This is a genomic window from Campylobacter sp. CFSAN093233, from assembly GCF_011068165.1.
In the GTDB taxonomy this organism is placed as follows: domain Bacteria; phylum Campylobacterota; class Campylobacteria; order Campylobacterales; family Campylobacteraceae; genus Campylobacter_D; species Campylobacter_D jejuni.
This window is the reverse complement of record NZ_JAAMWY010000005.1, coordinates 53,185-70,463: the sequence shown is the minus strand read 5'-3', so window position 1 is coordinate 70,463 and position 17,279 is coordinate 53,185. Positions and strand designations below refer to the sequence as shown.

The window sequence follows — 17,279 nt, the reverse complement described above, 5'->3', positions numbered from 1 at the left end:
AAAAAGATTTTCCCAAGCTAAAAAGCTTTAGGAAAATTAAGACTTAAACCAATTAGCGATTTTTTCAAAAAGTCCTTTTTGCTCTTGATGCATACCATCTTTGATACCAAAACTTTCACTTAGTTTTTCTAAAAGTTCTTTTTGTTCATCGTTTAAAGAAGTTGGAAATTTGATAGAAATTTGAACGATTTGATTTCCTATGCGAGAACTATGAACATCTTTTACCCCTTCTTTTTCAAGTACAAATCTTTGTCCATCTTTAGCACCCTTTGGTAAATTTAAAGTCGCTTCACCGCGTATGGTAGGTACTTTTATACTTTGTCCTAAGATAGCCTGGGTAAAAAACACTGGAAATTCTATATATATATCATCATCATCTCTTATAAAAGTATCGTCTTCAGCAGCGATGATCTTAACATACATATCCCCTCTAGTGCCATTTTTTAAGATATTGCCTTTAGCATTGATACGAAGCTTCATACCTGTATCTACACCTTCTGGGATATTAAGCTCGACACTATCTTTGCTTTCATTATAACCCAAACCTTTACAATCACTACATTTTTCACTAGCTTTTTCTCCAATTCCTTGACAATCAGGGCAAGTTTGTGCAAAAGTGATAAAACCTTGAGAAACCCCAACCTGTCCTCTACCTTGACACTTTGGACAAGTTTGAAGCTTTCCATCTTTAGCCCCTGTTCCATTACAAGTTTTACAAGAGCATTTATAAGTAAAGTCTATATTTTTCTTACAACCAAAAACCGCTTCTTTAAAACTTAATTTTAAATTAACGATAAAATCTGAAGGGATTTTCTCATCATTTGAACTTTTTCTACGACGTGATGAGCCAAAGCCTTCTCCAAAAAAACTAGAAAATATATCTCCTAAATCCTCAAAACCACCAAAACCTGAGCTACTAGAACCAAATCCACCGCCTTTTAAAGCATCTTTTCCGTATCTATCATAAATAGCTCGCTTTTCATCATTGCTTAAAACTTCATAGGCTTCATTAACAAGCTTGAATTTATCTTCTGCTTCTTTATCACCTTGGTTTCTATCAGGATGATATTTTAAAGCCATTTTTCTATAGGCTTTTTTTATGGTTTCTTTATCAGCATTTTGCGTGATTTCAAGAATTTCATAATAACTTATTTCCACATTATTCCTTTAAAAAATTTAAAATTTTACTAGAATTTTAATTTTAAAAATTCAAAAATATAATTTTAGCAAAAATAAAATCAATAATTTATCAAATTTTAAATAAAATTATGTAAAGATTTTAAAGACTACATAAAAATTTACAAGGACACTAGAATGATTAATGTGTTGATGATAGAAGATGATCCTGACTTTGCACAATTATTATCTGAATATTTAGCGCAATTTAATATTAAAATCACAAATTTTGAAAATCCTAAAAGTGCTTTAAATGTGGGTATTCAAGGCTATGATTGTCTGATTTTAGATTTAACTTTACCTGGAATTGATGGTCTTGAAGTTTGTAGAGAAATCCGACAAAAAAGCAATATTCCTATTATCATCTCATCGGCTAGAGGTGACTTAAGCGATAAAGTTGTGGGGCTTCAAATCGGTGCTGATGATTATCTACCAAAGCCTTACGATCCAAAAGAAATGTATGCAAGGATTATGAGTCTTATTCGTCGCACAAAAAGAGTTGAACACACTAATAATGAAAATATTAACTCTGCTTTCAAAATTGATGAAAGAAGACATGAGATCACCTATGAAGATAAGGTTTTAACACTTACTCCTGCTGAATTTGAAATTTTAGAATACCTTATCCAACAACACGGATATAGTGTTTCAAGAGAACAGCTTGTAAGTCGCTGTAAAAATCTAAAAGATAAAGATTCTAAAAGCCTTGATGTTATCATCGGTCGCTTAAGGGTAAAAATAGGAGATAGTTCAAAATCTCCAAAACATATTTTTTCTGTTAGAGGTATAGGATATAAACTGATAGGATGACAAAAAATTATTCTATTCATACCAAACTGATTATTTTATTTGTTGTTACTTTTTTCTTGGTTTGTGTGCTTTTTATCGTTCTTTTAAAAATAGAAGGGAATACCTATAATGAAGAAGAAAGTTTAAAACAAGAAAATCTTATAAAAAATTTACTCATCTCCTATGAAAACACTTCAGGTGTTGAAATAGGAGCTTATCTTGGAAACAGCGGTTTTAACGCTATACAAAATCCCAATCTTGTAAAAGCTATAAGAAATAATGGACAATCACTTTTTAAAGCAGGCGGAGAGCTTTGTACTCTTTCTTCTTTAAAATATCATAGCAATCTTTATTTTGATGTTCAATGTAAAGATTTTGATGGCTTGTATGAAGAAAATACTAGTGATAGGGTTTATAATCTTTTATTGATAGGATTTTTCTCTTTTTCTTTGTTGGTTGTTTTTATGTATTTTTCTGTATTAAAATCCTTAGAACCTTTAAAAAAATTAAGAAGACAAGTTGCCGAAGTTGCAAATGGGGAACAACCTGATTTTCTAGACTATCAAGAAGATGAAGTAGGCAAGATCGCCTTTGAATTTCAAAAAGCTTTCAAGAAAAACCAAGAATTAATCCAATCAAGACAACTTTTCCTAAGAACAATCATGCATGAGTTAAAAACCCCTATAGGAAAAGGGAGAATCATTTCTGAAATGATCAAAGAAGACAGACAAAAAGAAAGACTTATCGCTATATTTTTACGCATGGATTCTTTGATCAATGAATTTGCCAAAATCGAAAATTTATTTTCAAAAAACTACAACTTACACTTTAAACCTAGTCGTTTTAGCGCTATACTTGAAGAAGCTAAAGAACACCTTATGATAGATGATTTTAATAAAGTTGTAAAAGTCGATATAAGATATGACGCTTTAATCAATGTTGATATGGAAATTTTCTCTGTAATTTTAAAAAATCTTATCGATAATGCCTTAAAATACTCAAACAATGGCACTTGTGAGCTTTTTTGTTGTAAAGAATGTTTTACCATTAAAAATCCAGGCAAACCTTTAGCAGAACCTATAGAGCATTATCTTGAAGCTTTTACAAGAGAAAAACACAATCAAGTCAAAGGTATGGGACTAGGACTTTATATAGTTTCAGAGGTATGTAAACTGCATAATTTTGATTTGATTTATTTTTATGATGATGGAAAGCATTGCTTTAAAATTTTCTTTGGAGATAAAGAAAAATAATGGTAAAAGGCCTGGAAAAATTCAATGAACTTGTTGAAAGTTTTGCAAATTTACCTACCATAGGAAAAAAAACCGCCATAAGGCTTGCTTATCACCTTTGTATAAATAATCAAATCGATGGTATGAAACTCGCACACAATATAGAAAATGCTATCCGCTTTATAAAACCTTGTGAGCAATGCGGTGCTTTAAGCGAAAATGAGCTTTGCGAAATTTGTAGCGATGAAGAAAGAAATAAAAACATTTTATGTATAGTTGAAAGCCCAAAAGATATACTAACACTCGAAGAGAGTCAAAGTTACAATGGGCTATATTTTGTTTTAGATGAGTTAAATGAAGAAAAACTTGAAAAACTAAAGCAAATCATACTTAAGCTAAATATCTCTGAGCTCATTTTTGCATTGACACATAGCATTAATTCTGATGCAACTATCTTTTTTATAGAGGATAAATTTAAAGGCTTAAACCTAACTTTTAGTAAAATCGCTCAAGGAATTCCAAGTGGTGTAAATTTAGAAAATGTGGATTTAATCTCTTTAAATAAAGCTATGAATTTTAGAACAAAAATTTAGTAATTTTTATAAGAAATATCGGCTAATTCTTGCAAAGAAAAATCCGCAATCTTTTCATAAGTAAAACCTTCCTTGCTTAAAAAGTCAAGTAAAGTTTTTTCCATGATTTTAGCTCCTTGTATAAGCTCATCTGAGAGCTTAAAACTCATCGCTTCAATACGCTTTGGCACACAAGCTAAGATATGTGTTTTAGGCAAATCTCCTGCAAGTTCCATGTATTGTAAGGTTTGAAGCATTTCTATTTCATGGGCACTTCCACTCCAGCTAATTTTATTGGGCATAGCATCATAAGGAAAGAAAAATACATCTCCTATACTCGCACCTTGCGCTTCTATACAGTCTAAAACGATAAGTCTATCGTACCTAGCAATGATATAGCTAAGCTGCAAAGCCAAAGTTCCACCATCAACAAAATCTAAAGTAAATTCAGAATGAGTGAATTTGTAGTTTTTTTCAAGTTGTTTGCAAAGATGAACGCCTAAGCCTTCATCCGCAAACATGATATTACCTATTCCAAGGACTAAGAATTTCAATGCTTTTCTTCTTTTACAAATTTATATCCGCTAATAATAGCATCCATAGCACCATCTTTACCTTTTACTGCGTTAAAAATCGCCATGTAAATATGTACTGGCACAAAAATCATAATTACCCACATCAAAATTCTATGATAAGTTCTTACATCGGCCAAACCGCCCATTGCAGCTTCAAGCGGTCTTAAAATATGATATAAAAGCCCACCTAAGCCCTCATGGTAAGTATGAGTATAAAGAATAAGCCCTGTAAGAATGATACCTAATATCACAAGATAAAAGAAAAAATAAGTTACAAATTGCAAAGGATTATAAACCCCTTTTAAATGCGGATGTTTTCCTAAGAAAATGTAAAATTTTACTTGTTCTATCCATAATTTGATATTAAAAATATCCCATACACTTCTGCGTTCTTTTGCGCTTACCTTATCGCAGAAAAACAAATATACTTTAAAAATAATACAAGCGATTAAAACAAAACCCACCGCTTGATGTACTAAGCGGTATTTTGCTTGCATAAAATTTACGGGTTCACCGTTACTAATAGGGCTTTGGAACACATAGGAAAGATAATACCCTGTGCCAATAAGAATCACTATAGCAATAGCTCTTACCCAGTGCGTTAAACGCAAACCTATGCTAAATTCATATTCAGCTTTTCTTTGCAATTTTTCTTCTTTGTTTTGCATGAAAGCCTCCTTATAAATTGACATTCACTTTATATTCACTTAGATTATTGCCCTTAGTATCCATTACATGCACCGCACAAGCAATACAAGGATCATAAGAGTGAATTTTTCTAATGATTTCAAGTGGTTGTTTTACATCAGCGATTTTAAGTCCTATCAAACATTGCTCATAACTTCCGCCTACGCCATTTGCGTCTTTTGGACTTGCATTCCAAGTAGAAGGCACCACAGCTTGCCAATTTTCAATAACACCATTTTTAATTCTACACCAATGGCTTAATGTTCCGCGTGGCACATGCCCCATATAGCGTCCTTTGTATTCTTTAGAATTATCGATCACATAAGGAGCACAAGTACTCTGGTCTACTTTTAAATTTTCAACTAAATTATTAAACGCTTTTAAAGCATTGTTTGCAACGATTTTTGCTTCAATACAACGAGCAGCTGTTCTTCCAAGTGTACTAAATACAGCATTTAAAGGAAGTCCTGTTTCTTTTAAGAACTCATCTACTACAGGAACAACATTTTGATTACCTTTAGCATAATTTACAACGATATTTGCTAAAGGTCCTACTTGCATAGGGTTTCCTTCATAGCGTGGAGCTTTAATCCAACTATATTTACCCTTAGTATCAAACACTTTAGAATGAACATGATTTCCATGATGATCTACGCTTTCCCCATCTACAAGTCCTGTATAATTTGGATTTGTTTTGCCGTCATAAGGATGTAAAGGTTCATTGTCTGCATACCAAGAATGAGTTGCCTCTTCAGTAATCTTATCTTCTTCTACTTCATAAACCTTGCTTAAATCTCCATTTTTGATAATACCACTTTCAAAAAGCCATTCATCTCTTCCGATTTGAAATTCTTTAAAGGTGTAAAGATTATTTACCCCTATATCATTTAAAACACTTGCTTCATGTGCATAAGCTTTTCCTGCCATCACAAGATCAGGATAATACGCACGATTAACAAAGTCTTGCACTTCTTGGAATTTAACCATATATTCACCCATTCTTGCAGGATCAAGTAAATCCATAACGCAAGTTACACCACCAACGGTTAAGCTTTGTGGATGTGGGTTTTTAGCTCCAAAAATCGCCATACATTGAGCAATGATTCTTTGAATTCTTAAACATTCTAGATAGTGAGAAAGAACGATTAAATTTTGCTCAGGAGTTAAACGATAAGTTGGATGACCATAGTACGCATTAGCAAAAGGTCCTAAATTTCCTTTATCTACAAAAGTTTTAAGTCTTTGTTGCACTTCAAGAAGTTTATCTGCACCTGTTGCATAAGGATTTGAAGTGTATTTAAAAGCTTCATCGCTTGCTTTTTTAACATCAGCACTTAAAGCACTTACCACATCAGCCCAATCAAGCCCATGAAGTTGATAAAAATGCACAATATGATCGTGTAAAAATAAAGCCGCATTCATTAAAGTTCTTGTTAAAAGCGCATTTAAAGGCGGAGTAATACCTAAAGCATTTTCAACAGCAACTATACCTGCTTTATAATGTGAAAAAGTACAAACTCCGCAAATTCTTTGCGTCATAAAACCCGCATCTCTTGGATCACGCCCTTTTACTATGGTTTCAATACCACGCCACAAAGTAGAGCCCGCATAAGCTTCTTTTACCACATTGTTATCATCAACAACAACCTCAACTCTTAAATGCCCTTCAATTCTTGTAATAGGATCTACGATTATTTTTTGACTCATTTTTATTCCTTATCTTTTTGCATGGAAGATATAACTGCGTGTGCTGCTATAGCAACGCCTGTGAGTGTAAGCACACCTATACCAATTTTATCTGAAACACTATCCGCACCCAAACCAAAAACAGTATCAAATTTACGACTAGCCATAGGCTCTTCAAAAGGTCCCATAGTATCCCAAAAATTAGGCTCAGAACAACCTATACAACCATGCCCTGCTTGAATAGGCCAAGAAGTGTGCTGGTTAAATCTCTCTCTTGAGCAGTTATTAAAAGTATAAGGTCCTTTACAACCTACTTTATAAAGACAAAAACCTTGTTTTGCTCCTTCATCTCCAAAAGCATGTACAAATTCACCCGCATCAAAATGTCCGCGTCTTTCACAAAGATCATGAATTCTTAAACCATAAGCCCATTTTGGTCTATTATACACATCAAGTGCTGGTAACTCACCAAATAATAAATAATGAAGTACATTACCCACTATATTTTTTTCACTTGGAGGACAGCCTGGAACATTGATCACAGTTTTACTTGTTACTTTGCTTAAAGGCTGCGCGTTGCTAGGATTTGGTCTTGCGGCTTGAATTCCTCCAAAGCTAGAACAGGTTCCTATAGCAAAAATCGCCAAAGCATTTTCACTTGCCATTTTTGAAAGCTCATAGCCTGTTTTTCCATGTGCACCTATGGTTAAAAAATGCTCCGTATCACCCATAGGGATACCACCTTCAACCATTAAAATGTATTTATTTTTATGCTTTTGAATGGCATTTTCTAAATTTTCTTCAGCTTGCCAACCTGCTGCAGCCATCACTGTTTCGTGATATTCTAAAGAAATATAATCAAAAATCAAACTATCAATCGTTGGAGTATCACTTCTTAACAAACTCTCACTACAGCCTGTACACTCAGCCATATGAAGCCACACAACAGGAAGCCTATCAGCAAGCTCAGCAGCTTTTGCCACCATAGGAGTAAAACTCGCTGGCAAAGCCAAAAATGCCGTCATAGCACCTGCCCATTTCATAAAATCCCTTCTAGAAAAACCTGACTTTTCTAATGCTTTTGTAATACTATCATTGTCTTTCAAAGAAGGAAGTTTTTCAAGAGTCGATAAACGCGACTCTATTTGATGATAATCAATCATTATATTTCCTTTGTAACATGAAATTTATTCTCTATAATAATAAAATAAAGGAAGTTAAAATAAAGTTAAAAACTTACTATCATAAGCAAATATTAGCATCACTCTTAATTAAAGCTTAATCATAAGCCTTTTTTAAGTTTGCGAATCAAAAATCTTGCAGGATGAATAGCGTGGATGTATTTTTTTTCTAAACACAAGGGTTCATTATTTATCAATGCACACAAATACCTTGCCGCTAAAACACTTGTACTAAAACCCCTTGACCCATGAGCAAAATTAAAATACAAATTACAAGACATTTTAGCTGGTTTTTGCTCCTTATTTTTTGTCCATAATAAAGCTTTATATTTTTCTTTATAAAACGCTTCATCATAAGCATTTCCAACTATCATAAAGCGATCACTCGAATAAGATCTAAAACCTACTTTAGAACCTATGATTTCTAATTTTGTATTTTTATCCATAAAATCGGCTATATTTTCTATATTTTGTTTATCATCTTCTTCTTTTGATTCTAAACTTGCATTAAGCCTATCATAACTTGCACCAATTACTTGCAAATCATCTTTTACAGGGCAAATATAAGCCTTAGAAGATAAAGGAAATGGGGTATCTAAAAAAGGTTTTAGATGTGTAACTTGACCTCTTACTTTGCTTAATTTCATCTCATCATAAAAAACAAAGTCTTTTGCATCTGCACCCATAGCATAAATCAAAACCGCATAATCACTTTTAACAACATCATTTTTAAATTTTAAACTAAAACACCCATTTTCAAATTTATAAGCTTGAAATTCATGATTAAAATATATACAAGCTTTGCTTTTTTCAAAAAGATTTTTAACCAATTTTTTTGGAAAAATCACTCCACCCTCTTCTAAAAAAGCTTGATTTTTTGAAATTTTAAACAAAACATTTTCTCTTTGCGTGTCAAATCTTTCTTGCATTAAATCATTATGTGCAAACTCCACCACACCCTTAAATTCTAAATCTAAAATTTGTCTATAAAAACGACTTGCCTCTATAAAAGAAAGCTCTGAAAACTCCCCTAAATTTACCTTAGGCTTTAAGATTAAAGAGCTTAAAATTCCACTTTCATTTCCACTTGCACCCTTGCCTAATTCTAAATGTTTTTCAAAAATATCTATTTCAAAACCTCTTAAACTAAGCTCATAAGCTAAAACAGCACTTGATATACCTGCACCAATAATAGCTACTTTTTTATTTTTTAAAGATGAAAATGTTCTTGAAAAATACGCTTCTTTGTCTTTAAACTCAAGCTCATTTTCCAAATAAGCTTTAATCATTTCTCTTTTTCTAAAACCTTTGGTTTTTTCTACTCTAAAACCATATTTTTTTAAATTTTTTTGCAAAAAACTTGCCGAAGAAAAGGTGCAAATTTGTGTATTTTTTTTAGAAAGTCTTGCCACTTCAAAGATTAAATTTTCATCAAACATTTGCAAGTTTTTATTTGGAGAAAATCCATCTAAATACCAAACATCAGCTTTAAAATCCAATTCTTTTAAAACAGCTATATCTTCAAAAACAAGATCTAAAAAACAATCTTCAAAATAAAAACGATAAATTCCTTCTTTAGCCTTAGGATAAAATTTTAAAAATTGTTCTAAAAGCTCTTTAAACTCTTCATAAAATTCTAGTTTTTGATAAATTTCTCTTAATTGTTCTTTTTCGATATAAAAAGCTTCTACGCTAATATAAAAAAGTTTTTTAGGACGCTTAGAAGGGATAGTTTCTAAAAAGCGTTTCAAAGTAAGAAAAAAATTTAAACCTATACCAAAACCACTCTCTGCGATAATAAAATTTTCTTGATTTTTCCATTCAAAAGAATGAGTGTAAACAAATTTGCTTTCATTTAAGCCATCTTTGGAATTAAAATAAAAATCATCAAAATCCAAAGAAAAAGGAGTATTATCCTTAAAAATTAGCTTAGCTTTTTTCATCGGTTGTTATAAAAATAACTCTCAACTCCATCGGCAATACCCTTAACCAATAAATCTTGAAAAGCTTTATTGGCGATTCTTTTGCCTTCATTTGGATGTGTAATATAGCCAATTTCAATCAAAATTGCAGGCATTTGCGCACCTACTAAAACCCAAAAAGGTGCTTCTCTTACACCGCCATCTACAATTTTATACTTTTTGCGTGTTTGAGTGAGTATATTTTTTTGTACATCAATGGCTAGTTTATTTGAAGCAACGATTTTTTCACGATTTAAGAAATTTAAAATACTTTGTTTTGAGAAATAATTAATCTCTTCAAAATCCCCTTGATTTTCTTTTTCTGCTGCCTTTTTACTTCTTTCACTTCTTGCAGGACTTAAAAAGAAAGTTTCCACGCCTTCGCTACTTTTGGCTTTTGTGGCATTTGGTGCTGCGTTAGCATGTATAGAAATAAACAAATCCGCTCTTTTATCATTGGCATATTTGGTTCTATCACGAAGATTGATAAATTTATCCGAACTTCTAGTATAAAGCACTTTATAACCGCGTTTTTTAAGTTCATTTCCAAGTTTTAAAGCCGTACTTAAAACTATATCTTTTTCTTTTAAACTTCCTTTTTTATCACTTAAAGCACCGCTATCTTTTCCACCATGCCCCGCATCGATAACCACAAGCTTTCCTGATTTGTAATTTGTATTTAAAGTTTTACTAGAACTTTGAGTTGCTTTTTTGTTTGCATTTTGATTTGTAGTTTGTATATAAAAACCTAAAGTGAGATTATTATTATCCAACTCCTTTAAAAGTTTAAATTCTTTAGGAGCACTCAAAACCACACGAACGGTTTTTGGATTGTATTGAGTAACTGTAATCACATTTTGTCCAAAAGTAAAGCTTTTTCTATTACCTTCTAACACACCCTTAAAACTTACAACATATCGGAATTTTTGATCTTTGGTATCAAATACTGCTATTTCTTTTTCATCTAAATCATCGCTTAAATTTAACACCACAGCATTAGAAATTTTATCCACATCTAAAACATATAAAGGTTCTTGATTTTCTTTTTCATTATTGGTTTTTTTATCTTGTTTTTTTGTTTCTAAAACTTTGGTTTTAATTTCTGTTTTTTGATCTTGCTTTTTCTCTGAAATTTTACTAACTTGCCCAGTCTTTTTTTGGCTAGTAGTTTCTTTTGAAAAAATTATTTTTTCTTCTTTAAAAGATATATCAATAGGAATTTTTTCTTTAGCATAAACCACTATGCGTATGGTTTTGGGATTAAATTGTGAAATCACTAAACGATAGTCATCAAATTTAAACTCTTTTTTACTCCCTTCTAAAACCCCATCAAAATCACTAATAAAACGATAGTTTCCTTTTTCGTCTAAAGCAAAACTTTTTAATTGATCCTTATCCAAATCTGCATTTAGTTCAAACTCTACACCTTGGTTTGTTTTACTTGACTTTAAAACATAAATTTTATCATCGCTTTTTGCTTTAGAAACGATACTGCTCTTTGGTGCTTGCGAAGTTTTAGAATTTGTTTTTTCTGTATTTTTTATTTGTTCGTTAGATGATTTTTTTTCATTTTTTTGAACTGTTTTTATAGGTTCAAAAGTTGATTTTTCAGTGTCTTGAGAAATATTTTGAACCTTAATATCTTTAATAACAGCCTTTCTTAAAGCATTAATACTTGCTTCACTTATACCACTTTCTTTTAACTCATTAGCATATGACTTGTCATCTAAATTTAAAGTATTTGAACTGATGATCAATCTTTTTAAAATTTCAATTTTAGTTTTTTCATCTTCATGAATAACACTTTGTATATAAAGGCTTTTGAGCTGATGGTGAAATTTTACTTGCACTTCACTTTTAGAACCGATAAAATTTTTATCAAAATTTGCAAGTTCATTTTCATAAGCTCCAAAAAGAGTTGTGAAAGCAAACACTAAAAATACAAAAATTTTAGCCATTATTCACCATTAACCAATTTTTCCATAAGTTCTTTAACACTGATAAGCTTATCTAAACGATATCCATTTGCACCTGTAAAGAAAAGTCCTGTTTCTTTTTTGCCTGACCACGCATCAAAAAGCCTATCTGCTATACAATACCCTACTTTAGTCGCCTCTTTTCCACGTCCACAAGGCGCTACACAATTGCTTATACAATTAATCTTTGGACCCATTCTTTTATCTACCAAATTTAAAAGATTGGTTCTAACTCCACGAGCAGGATAGCCCACAGGAGATTTAATAAGCTCTATATCTTCTTCTTTAGAAGCTAGCAAAACGCTTTTAAACTCTTCACTCGCATCACATTCAAAAGTTCCTATGAAACGCGTTCCCATTTGAACACCACTAGCCCCTAAAGAAATAGCATTTTCTATATCTTTTTTATCCCAAATTCCACCTGCAGCAATCACGGGAAAAGACCCCCAATTTTTAGCCTCTTCTACCACAGGAGCGATTAATTTTTCTAGCTGATAATTTGGATCTAAACACTGCTCATAAGTAAAACCTTGATGACCTCCACTTTTTGGCCCTTCTAAAACCACTGCATCAGGCAAGCGATTGTAACGGCTTTGCCATCTTTTGCAAATAATTTTTAAAGCCTTTGCAGATGAAATGATAGGCACTAAAGCCACATCAGGAAAATCTGCAGTAAATTCAGGTAAATTTGTAGGAAGTCCAGCACCTGAAACAATCACATTAAAACCAACCTCACAAGCATCGCGTGCTATTCTTGCATAATCATTACTTGCACATAAGATATTACACCCCAAAGGTGCATCGCCACAAACTTTTCTTGCATTATTAATCAAAGCTTGCAAACCCTTGCGTGAGTAAAAATTTTCACTTCCATAAGGCTTAGCATTTAATTCTTTACTTGCATACTTTCTTTCTTCATAATATCCTGTTCCCACAGAAGAAATAATCCCAAGTCCACCATTTAAAGAAACTGCAGAAGCTAATCTATCCCAGCTTATGCCTAGTCCCATTCCCCCTTGAAAAATGGGATATTTTATAGTATGTTTTCCTATTTGTAAGGGTTGTAAATTCATTCTTTTACCTTTAATTTTGCAAATTTTCTTTTACCTATTTGTAAGATGTATTCTCCTTGTTCTAAATACATTTGCTCGTCGCTAACTTTTTGAGAATTTACACTTACTGCATTAGCACTGATGCTTCTTCTTGCCGCAGAAGTAGAACTTTCCAAACCACATTCAACCAAAGCCTTAGCAAGCCAAATTTTTCCTTGTATTTCAAACTCAGCCATATCACTTGGCAAAGCATTTTGAGAATGAATTTTATCAAATTCAGACTTAGCATTATTAGCCTCTTCTTTGGAGTGAAAACGCTCTGTAATCTCTAAAGCTAAATTTTCTTTAGCTTTTTTAGGATGTAAATTGCCTTGTTCTATATCTTTTTTTATTTGCGCAATTTCTTCTAGACTTTTTTGACTTAAAAGTTCATAATATCTAAACATCAATTCATCACTAATACTTAAAATTTTAGCATACATATCATTAGCTTTTTCTGTAACACCAATGTAATTATTTAAACTCTTACTCATTTTGTTTACACCGTCTAAACCTTCGAGTAAAGGCATCATAATCACAGCTTGTTCTTTTCCTATGTTATAAACTCTTTGAAGCTGTCTTCCCATCAAAAGATTAAATTTTTGATCCGTTCCACCCATTTCAATATCGCTTTTTAAAGCCACACTATCATATCCTTGAAGTAAGGGATATAAAAACTCACAAATCGAAATAGGACTTTGCTCTTTAAATCTCTTGGTAAAATCGTCACGCTCAAGCATTCTAGCTACACTAAAAGTTGAAGTAAGCTCTACTATACCCGCGGCTCCAAGTTCATTAAGCCAAGTAGAATTAAACTTAATCTGTGTTTTTTCTTTATCCAAAACCTTAAAAACCTGCGTTTCATAAGTTTTAGCATTGATTAAAACTTGCTCTTTATCCAGCTTTTTACGCGTTGCACTTTTTCCACTTGGATCGCCAATTTGTCCTGTAAAATCTCCAATCAAAAACTGCACAATAGCTCCATGTTTTTGCAAAAAAGCCATTTTTGTTAAAACCACGCTATGGCCTAAATGTAAATCAGGCGCTGTAGGATCAAACCCTGCCTTTATAAAGAAATTTTCACCCTTTTCATAATAATTTTTAATTAAATTTTCTATTCTTTCTTCATCAATAAGCTCTGCACAACCACGCTTAACTTCTGCTAATATTTTTTTTATATCCATAATAAACCTTTTTAACCTTCTTTATAAGCATCATTTAAAGATGTAAAATCTAAAATTTTACAACGAGATTTTAACCTATCCTTGACACTATCTGGATTGATATTATCAGGAATTTCCATTGTAATCTCAAAATAATCTACCGCCGAATTTAAATCACTTGATAAATTAATTGTTAATAAATTTATCTGCATTTTAGCTAAAAATGCCAAAAATTCCGCTAAAACACCTTTTTTATTTTCCAAAGAAAAAATCAATTTATAAGATTTAGGGATGTTAGAATCCCATTTTATAAATACCATATCTTGATTATTATCTATCATTTTATCAGCTCTATCGCAAAGCTTATGATGGACAATAGCGTTACCACCTTTAACAAAAGCTAAAACAGCATCGCCTCTTTTTGGATGGCAGCAAAAATCAAAATCCACATTAGCGATTTTATGGTTACAATATAGAGTAAAATTTCCTATTTTTTGTTCTTTAATCTCATATTTATCAAACCAATATGACTTCTTGGCGTATTTTTTAAGACCATTAACTATATCTTTCAAATAAGCACTATCTGTTGCTACTTGTCTAATACGTCTGGCTAAATTTTCTTTTTCTATCCAAGTTTCAATTCTGTTTTTATCAACTCCAAAAATAAAACTTAACATATTAATAGAACTTGCTAGATTAATCTCTCTGATTTTTTGCTTACAAAATTCCCTTATACTTGCTTTTGCTTTTCCTGTTTTAACACTATCTATCCAAGAACAGCGATAAAATTTATCATTGCTAGTAACCACTCGCACAATATCGCCATTTTTAAGCTCGGTTAACAAAGGCACTTTAATACGATTTACATAAGCACTTTTTGCATGAAGCCCTACTTTGGTATGCACTTCATAAGCAAAATCAAGAACCGTTGCACCACGAGGCAAAGTGAAAATTTCTCCCTTAGGAGAATAAACTGCGACATCTTCAACATAAAGACTATCTTTAGCATATTCATAAAGTTCAATAGCATTATAATCTTCTGCACTTTCAAGATTGTTTATACTTTGCATTGAAATATCTGTAAGCCAATCAAGACGAGGCGCAACCACACTGCCATCTTCTTTATATTTCCAATGCGCTGCTATACCAAATTCCGCAATTTTATGCATATCAAAAGTTCGAATTTGTGCTTCTATAATACTTTTAGCATCAAAAAGTGTGGTATGTATGGTTTGATAACCATTTTGTTTAGGCAAGGCTATATAATCCTTAAAACGCGAAACCAAGGGATTAAAATGTGTATGTAAAATTCCCAAAGCTAAATAACAATCACTTACTTTTTCAACCAAAATTCTTACCCCAAGCAAATCAAGAACTTCTTCAATACCAATGCCTTTTCTTTGCATTTTAAGATAAATAGAATAGCTATGTTTAATGCGTTTTTGAATTTCAAAACTACCTTGTCTAAAGCCATTGCTCAAAAATAAAAGTTCGATTTTGGAAATAAATTCATTTAAACCTAATTGCATTTCTTGATTATTGGAGTTGATATAATTGTCAATAAGCTTATACTCATCTGGCATAAGATATTTAAAACTAAGATCTTCCAAATAATTTTTTATGCTTGAAATACCAAGTCTATGGGCTATTGGGGCATATACAACTAAAGTTTCTTCGCTGATTCTTTTTTGCTTATCTTCTCTTAGAATATCAAGAGTAAGCATATTATGCAGCCTATCGCATAACTTCACAATCAAAACCCCAACATCTTCAATACTTGCTAAAAGCATATTTCTGAAAGTCAAGGCTGATTTAGTTAAACTTTTTTTAGATTTTGATGAAATGAGATTATCTTCTCTAATTTCTATAATTTTAGTAAGCCCTAAAACAAGTTTTAAAACCTCAGAACCAAACTGCTCTCTAAGTTCTTCTTCAGTACAGTTTGTATCTTCGATCACATCATGCAATAAAGCAGCTAAAATATTGCTTTTATTTTCACTTAAAAATCCAACCAGTGTTGCTACTAAAATAGGATGTACCGCATAAGGCTCTCCACTTTTTCTAAACTGCCCTTCATGGCAAAATATACAGTAATCTACCGCTTTTTCAAGAATGGCATCATGGCCACAAATTTCGAAAAGCAAAGCCTTAGCAGCTTCTAAATCTTTACAATTTTTTACATTATCGATTAATTGTTCAAGCAATAATTCTTCATCGATTGGTTTCAACTAAACCCTCTAAAGTGATTTTATTTTCTGCAATTTCATATAAAGCTATATCTGCAAATTTATTTTTATTTTTATCAAAGTCTACCAAAGGGGTTGCTCCGTTCGCCAATTGTTCCGCTCTTTTTGCTACCACTAAAGAAAGGCGATATCTATCATTACCCATTTTTTCCAAAGCTTTTGCCGCTACTTCTTCTATTCTTTTATCCATAATTTTCTCCTTAATTATTTTTAACGATTGAACAAAGGCTAGTATCACCTTGTATGATTTTAAGTAAATTACCCTCTTCAAACATATTACAAACCACAATAGGAAGTTTGTTATCTTTAGCTAAAGCTATAGCTGTATCATCCATCACTTTAATATTATCTTGCATAGCCTCATCATAACTTAAAGTATTTAAAAATACTGCATCATCAAATTGTTTTGGATCTTTATCATAAACTCCATTAACTTTTGTAGCTTTTATTACCATATCTGCATCAATTTCCACAGCTCTTAAAATAGCTGTTGTATCTGTAGTAAAATAAGGGTTTCCAGTACCTGCGGCAAAAACCACAACACGACCCTTTTCTAAGTGTCTTTGTGCTCTTCTCATAATATAAGTTTCACAAAATGCTTCCATCTGAATGGCGCTTTGAACCCTAACTTCAAGTCCAGAGCTTTCCAAGGCTTCTTGTATAGCAATAGCATTGATAACCGTAGCAAGCATCCCCATATGATCTCCACTTGTCCTTTTAATCAATCCACCCTTAGCAGCACTTACTCCGCGAATAATATTACCACCGCCTATAACTATGCCTACTTCTATTTGATTTTTTATAAGTTCTTTAATCTCTGAAGCTATGAATTTTAAAATAGAATTTTCTATACCAAAGCCATTTTCACCCGCTAAAGCCTCTCCTGAAAATTTTACTAAAACTCTTTTTCTCTCTTGCATTATTTCTCCTTATTTAACTTGAAA

The 17,279-nt window shown here is 32.0% G+C and carries 15 protein-coding genes; 3 read left to right on the top strand and 12 right to left on the bottom strand.

The window, feature by feature from the left end; translation table 11 throughout:
- Positions 1 to 36: 36 nt before the first annotated feature.
- Entirely contained in the window at positions 37 to 1,158 is a 1,122-nt protein-coding gene (gene dnaJ / locus FBF15_RS03210) for a molecular chaperone DnaJ (RefSeq protein WP_165434554.1), read from the bottom strand.
- Positions 1,159 to 1,314: 156 nt separating this feature from the next.
- Between dnaJ and FBF15_RS03205 the strand changes: the two genes are divergently transcribed.
- Genes FBF15_RS03205 through recR form a run of 3 tightly spaced genes read left to right on the top strand, consistent with a single transcriptional unit; the run spans position 1,315 to position 3,790 of the window.
- The gene (locus FBF15_RS03205) at positions 1,315 to 1,986 is read left to right on the top strand and encodes a response regulator transcription factor (RefSeq protein WP_002853168.1); all 672 of its coding nucleotides are present in this window, start codon (positions 1,315 to 1,317) and stop codon (positions 1,984 to 1,986) included.
- The gene (locus tag FBF15_RS03200) at positions 1,983 to 3,218 is read left to right on the top strand and encodes an ArsS family sensor histidine kinase (RefSeq protein ID WP_002916200.1); all 1,236 of its coding nucleotides are present in this window, start codon (positions 1,983 to 1,985) and stop codon (positions 3,216 to 3,218) included. Before FBF15_RS03205 ends, FBF15_RS03200 begins: the two co-directional genes overlap by 4 nt.
- Positions 3,218 to 3,790: a recombination mediator RecR gene (gene recR, locus FBF15_RS03195; protein WP_002853446.1), complete on the top strand. Its 573-nt coding sequence runs from the start codon at positions 3,218 to 3,220 to the stop codon at positions 3,788 to 3,790. Before FBF15_RS03200 ends, recR begins: the two co-directional genes overlap by 1 nt.
- Here the strand turns inward: recR and FBF15_RS03190 are convergent.
- From FBF15_RS03190 to pyrH, 11 genes are all read right to left on the bottom strand, one after another.
- Positions 3,787 to 4,323, bottom strand: a complete 537-nt coding sequence (locus tag FBF15_RS03190) for a HyaD/HybD family hydrogenase maturation endopeptidase (protein ID WP_002869666.1) — start codon at positions 4,321 to 4,323, stop codon at positions 3,787 to 3,789. The two genes, recR and FBF15_RS03190, sit on opposite strands and share 4 nt — an antisense overlap.
- Positions 4,320 to 5,012, bottom strand: a complete 693-nt coding sequence (cybH, locus tag FBF15_RS03185) for a Ni/Fe-hydrogenase, b-type cytochrome subunit (protein WP_002853700.1) — start codon at positions 5,010 to 5,012, stop codon at positions 4,320 to 4,322. The genes FBF15_RS03190 and cybH overlap by 4 nt, the downstream gene beginning before the upstream one ends.
- A 10-nt stretch (positions 5,013 to 5,022) precedes the next feature.
- The gene (locus FBF15_RS03180; protein WP_002869667.1) at positions 5,023 to 6,738 is read right to left on the bottom strand and encodes a nickel-dependent hydrogenase large subunit; all 1,716 of its coding nucleotides are present in this window, start codon (positions 6,736 to 6,738) and stop codon (positions 5,023 to 5,025) included.
- Between the two features lie 2 nt (positions 6,739 to 6,740).
- The gene (locus FBF15_RS03175) at positions 6,741 to 7,880 is read right to left on the bottom strand and encodes a hydrogenase small subunit (RefSeq protein WP_002854042.1); all 1,140 of its coding nucleotides are present in this window, start codon (positions 7,878 to 7,880) and stop codon (positions 6,741 to 6,743) included.
- 119 nt (positions 7,881 to 7,999) lie between these two features.
- On the bottom strand, positions 8,000 to 9,841 hold the full coding sequence (gene mnmC, locus FBF15_RS03170; RefSeq protein WP_002871659.1) for a bifunctional tRNA (5-methylaminomethyl-2-thiouridine)(34)-methyltransferase MnmD/FAD-dependent 5-carboxymethylaminomethyl-2-thiouridine(34) oxidoreductase MnmC: 1,842 nt from the start codon (positions 9,839 to 9,841) through the stop codon (positions 8,000 to 8,002).
- Positions 9,838 to 11,817: an N-acetylmuramoyl-L-alanine amidase gene (locus FBF15_RS03165; protein WP_038816863.1), complete on the bottom strand. Its 1,980-nt coding sequence runs from the start codon at positions 11,815 to 11,817 to the stop codon at positions 9,838 to 9,840. Before FBF15_RS03165 ends, mnmC begins: the two co-directional genes overlap by 4 nt.
- A complete protein-coding gene (locus tag FBF15_RS03160) occupies positions 11,817 to 12,908 on the bottom strand; it encodes a nitronate monooxygenase family protein (protein WP_002857924.1) in 1,092 nt (363 codons plus the stop codon). Before FBF15_RS03160 ends, FBF15_RS03165 begins: the two co-directional genes overlap by 1 nt.
- Positions 12,905 to 14,110: a tyrosine--tRNA ligase gene (gene tyrS, locus FBF15_RS03155; protein ID WP_020836850.1), complete on the bottom strand. Its 1,206-nt coding sequence runs from the start codon at positions 14,108 to 14,110 to the stop codon at positions 12,905 to 12,907. Before tyrS ends, FBF15_RS03160 begins: the two co-directional genes overlap by 4 nt.
- Before the next feature lie 11 nt (positions 14,111 to 14,121).
- Complete coding sequence (locus FBF15_RS03150; protein ID WP_038816864.1) at positions 14,122 to 16,317, bottom strand: bifunctional (p)ppGpp synthetase/guanosine-3',5'-bis(diphosphate) 3'-pyrophosphohydrolase; 2,196 nt, start codon at positions 16,315 to 16,317, stop codon at positions 14,122 to 14,124.
- Complete coding sequence (locus tag FBF15_RS03145) at positions 16,301 to 16,525, bottom strand: DNA-directed RNA polymerase subunit omega (protein ID WP_038816865.1); 225 nt, start codon at positions 16,523 to 16,525, stop codon at positions 16,301 to 16,303. The genes FBF15_RS03150 and FBF15_RS03145 overlap by 17 nt, the downstream gene beginning before the upstream one ends.
- Positions 16,526 to 16,535: 10 nt before the next feature.
- Entirely contained in the window at positions 16,536 to 17,255 is a 720-nt protein-coding gene (pyrH, locus tag FBF15_RS03140; protein WP_002854049.1) for a UMP kinase, read from the bottom strand.
- Between the last annotated feature and the right edge of the window lie 24 nt (positions 17,256 to 17,279).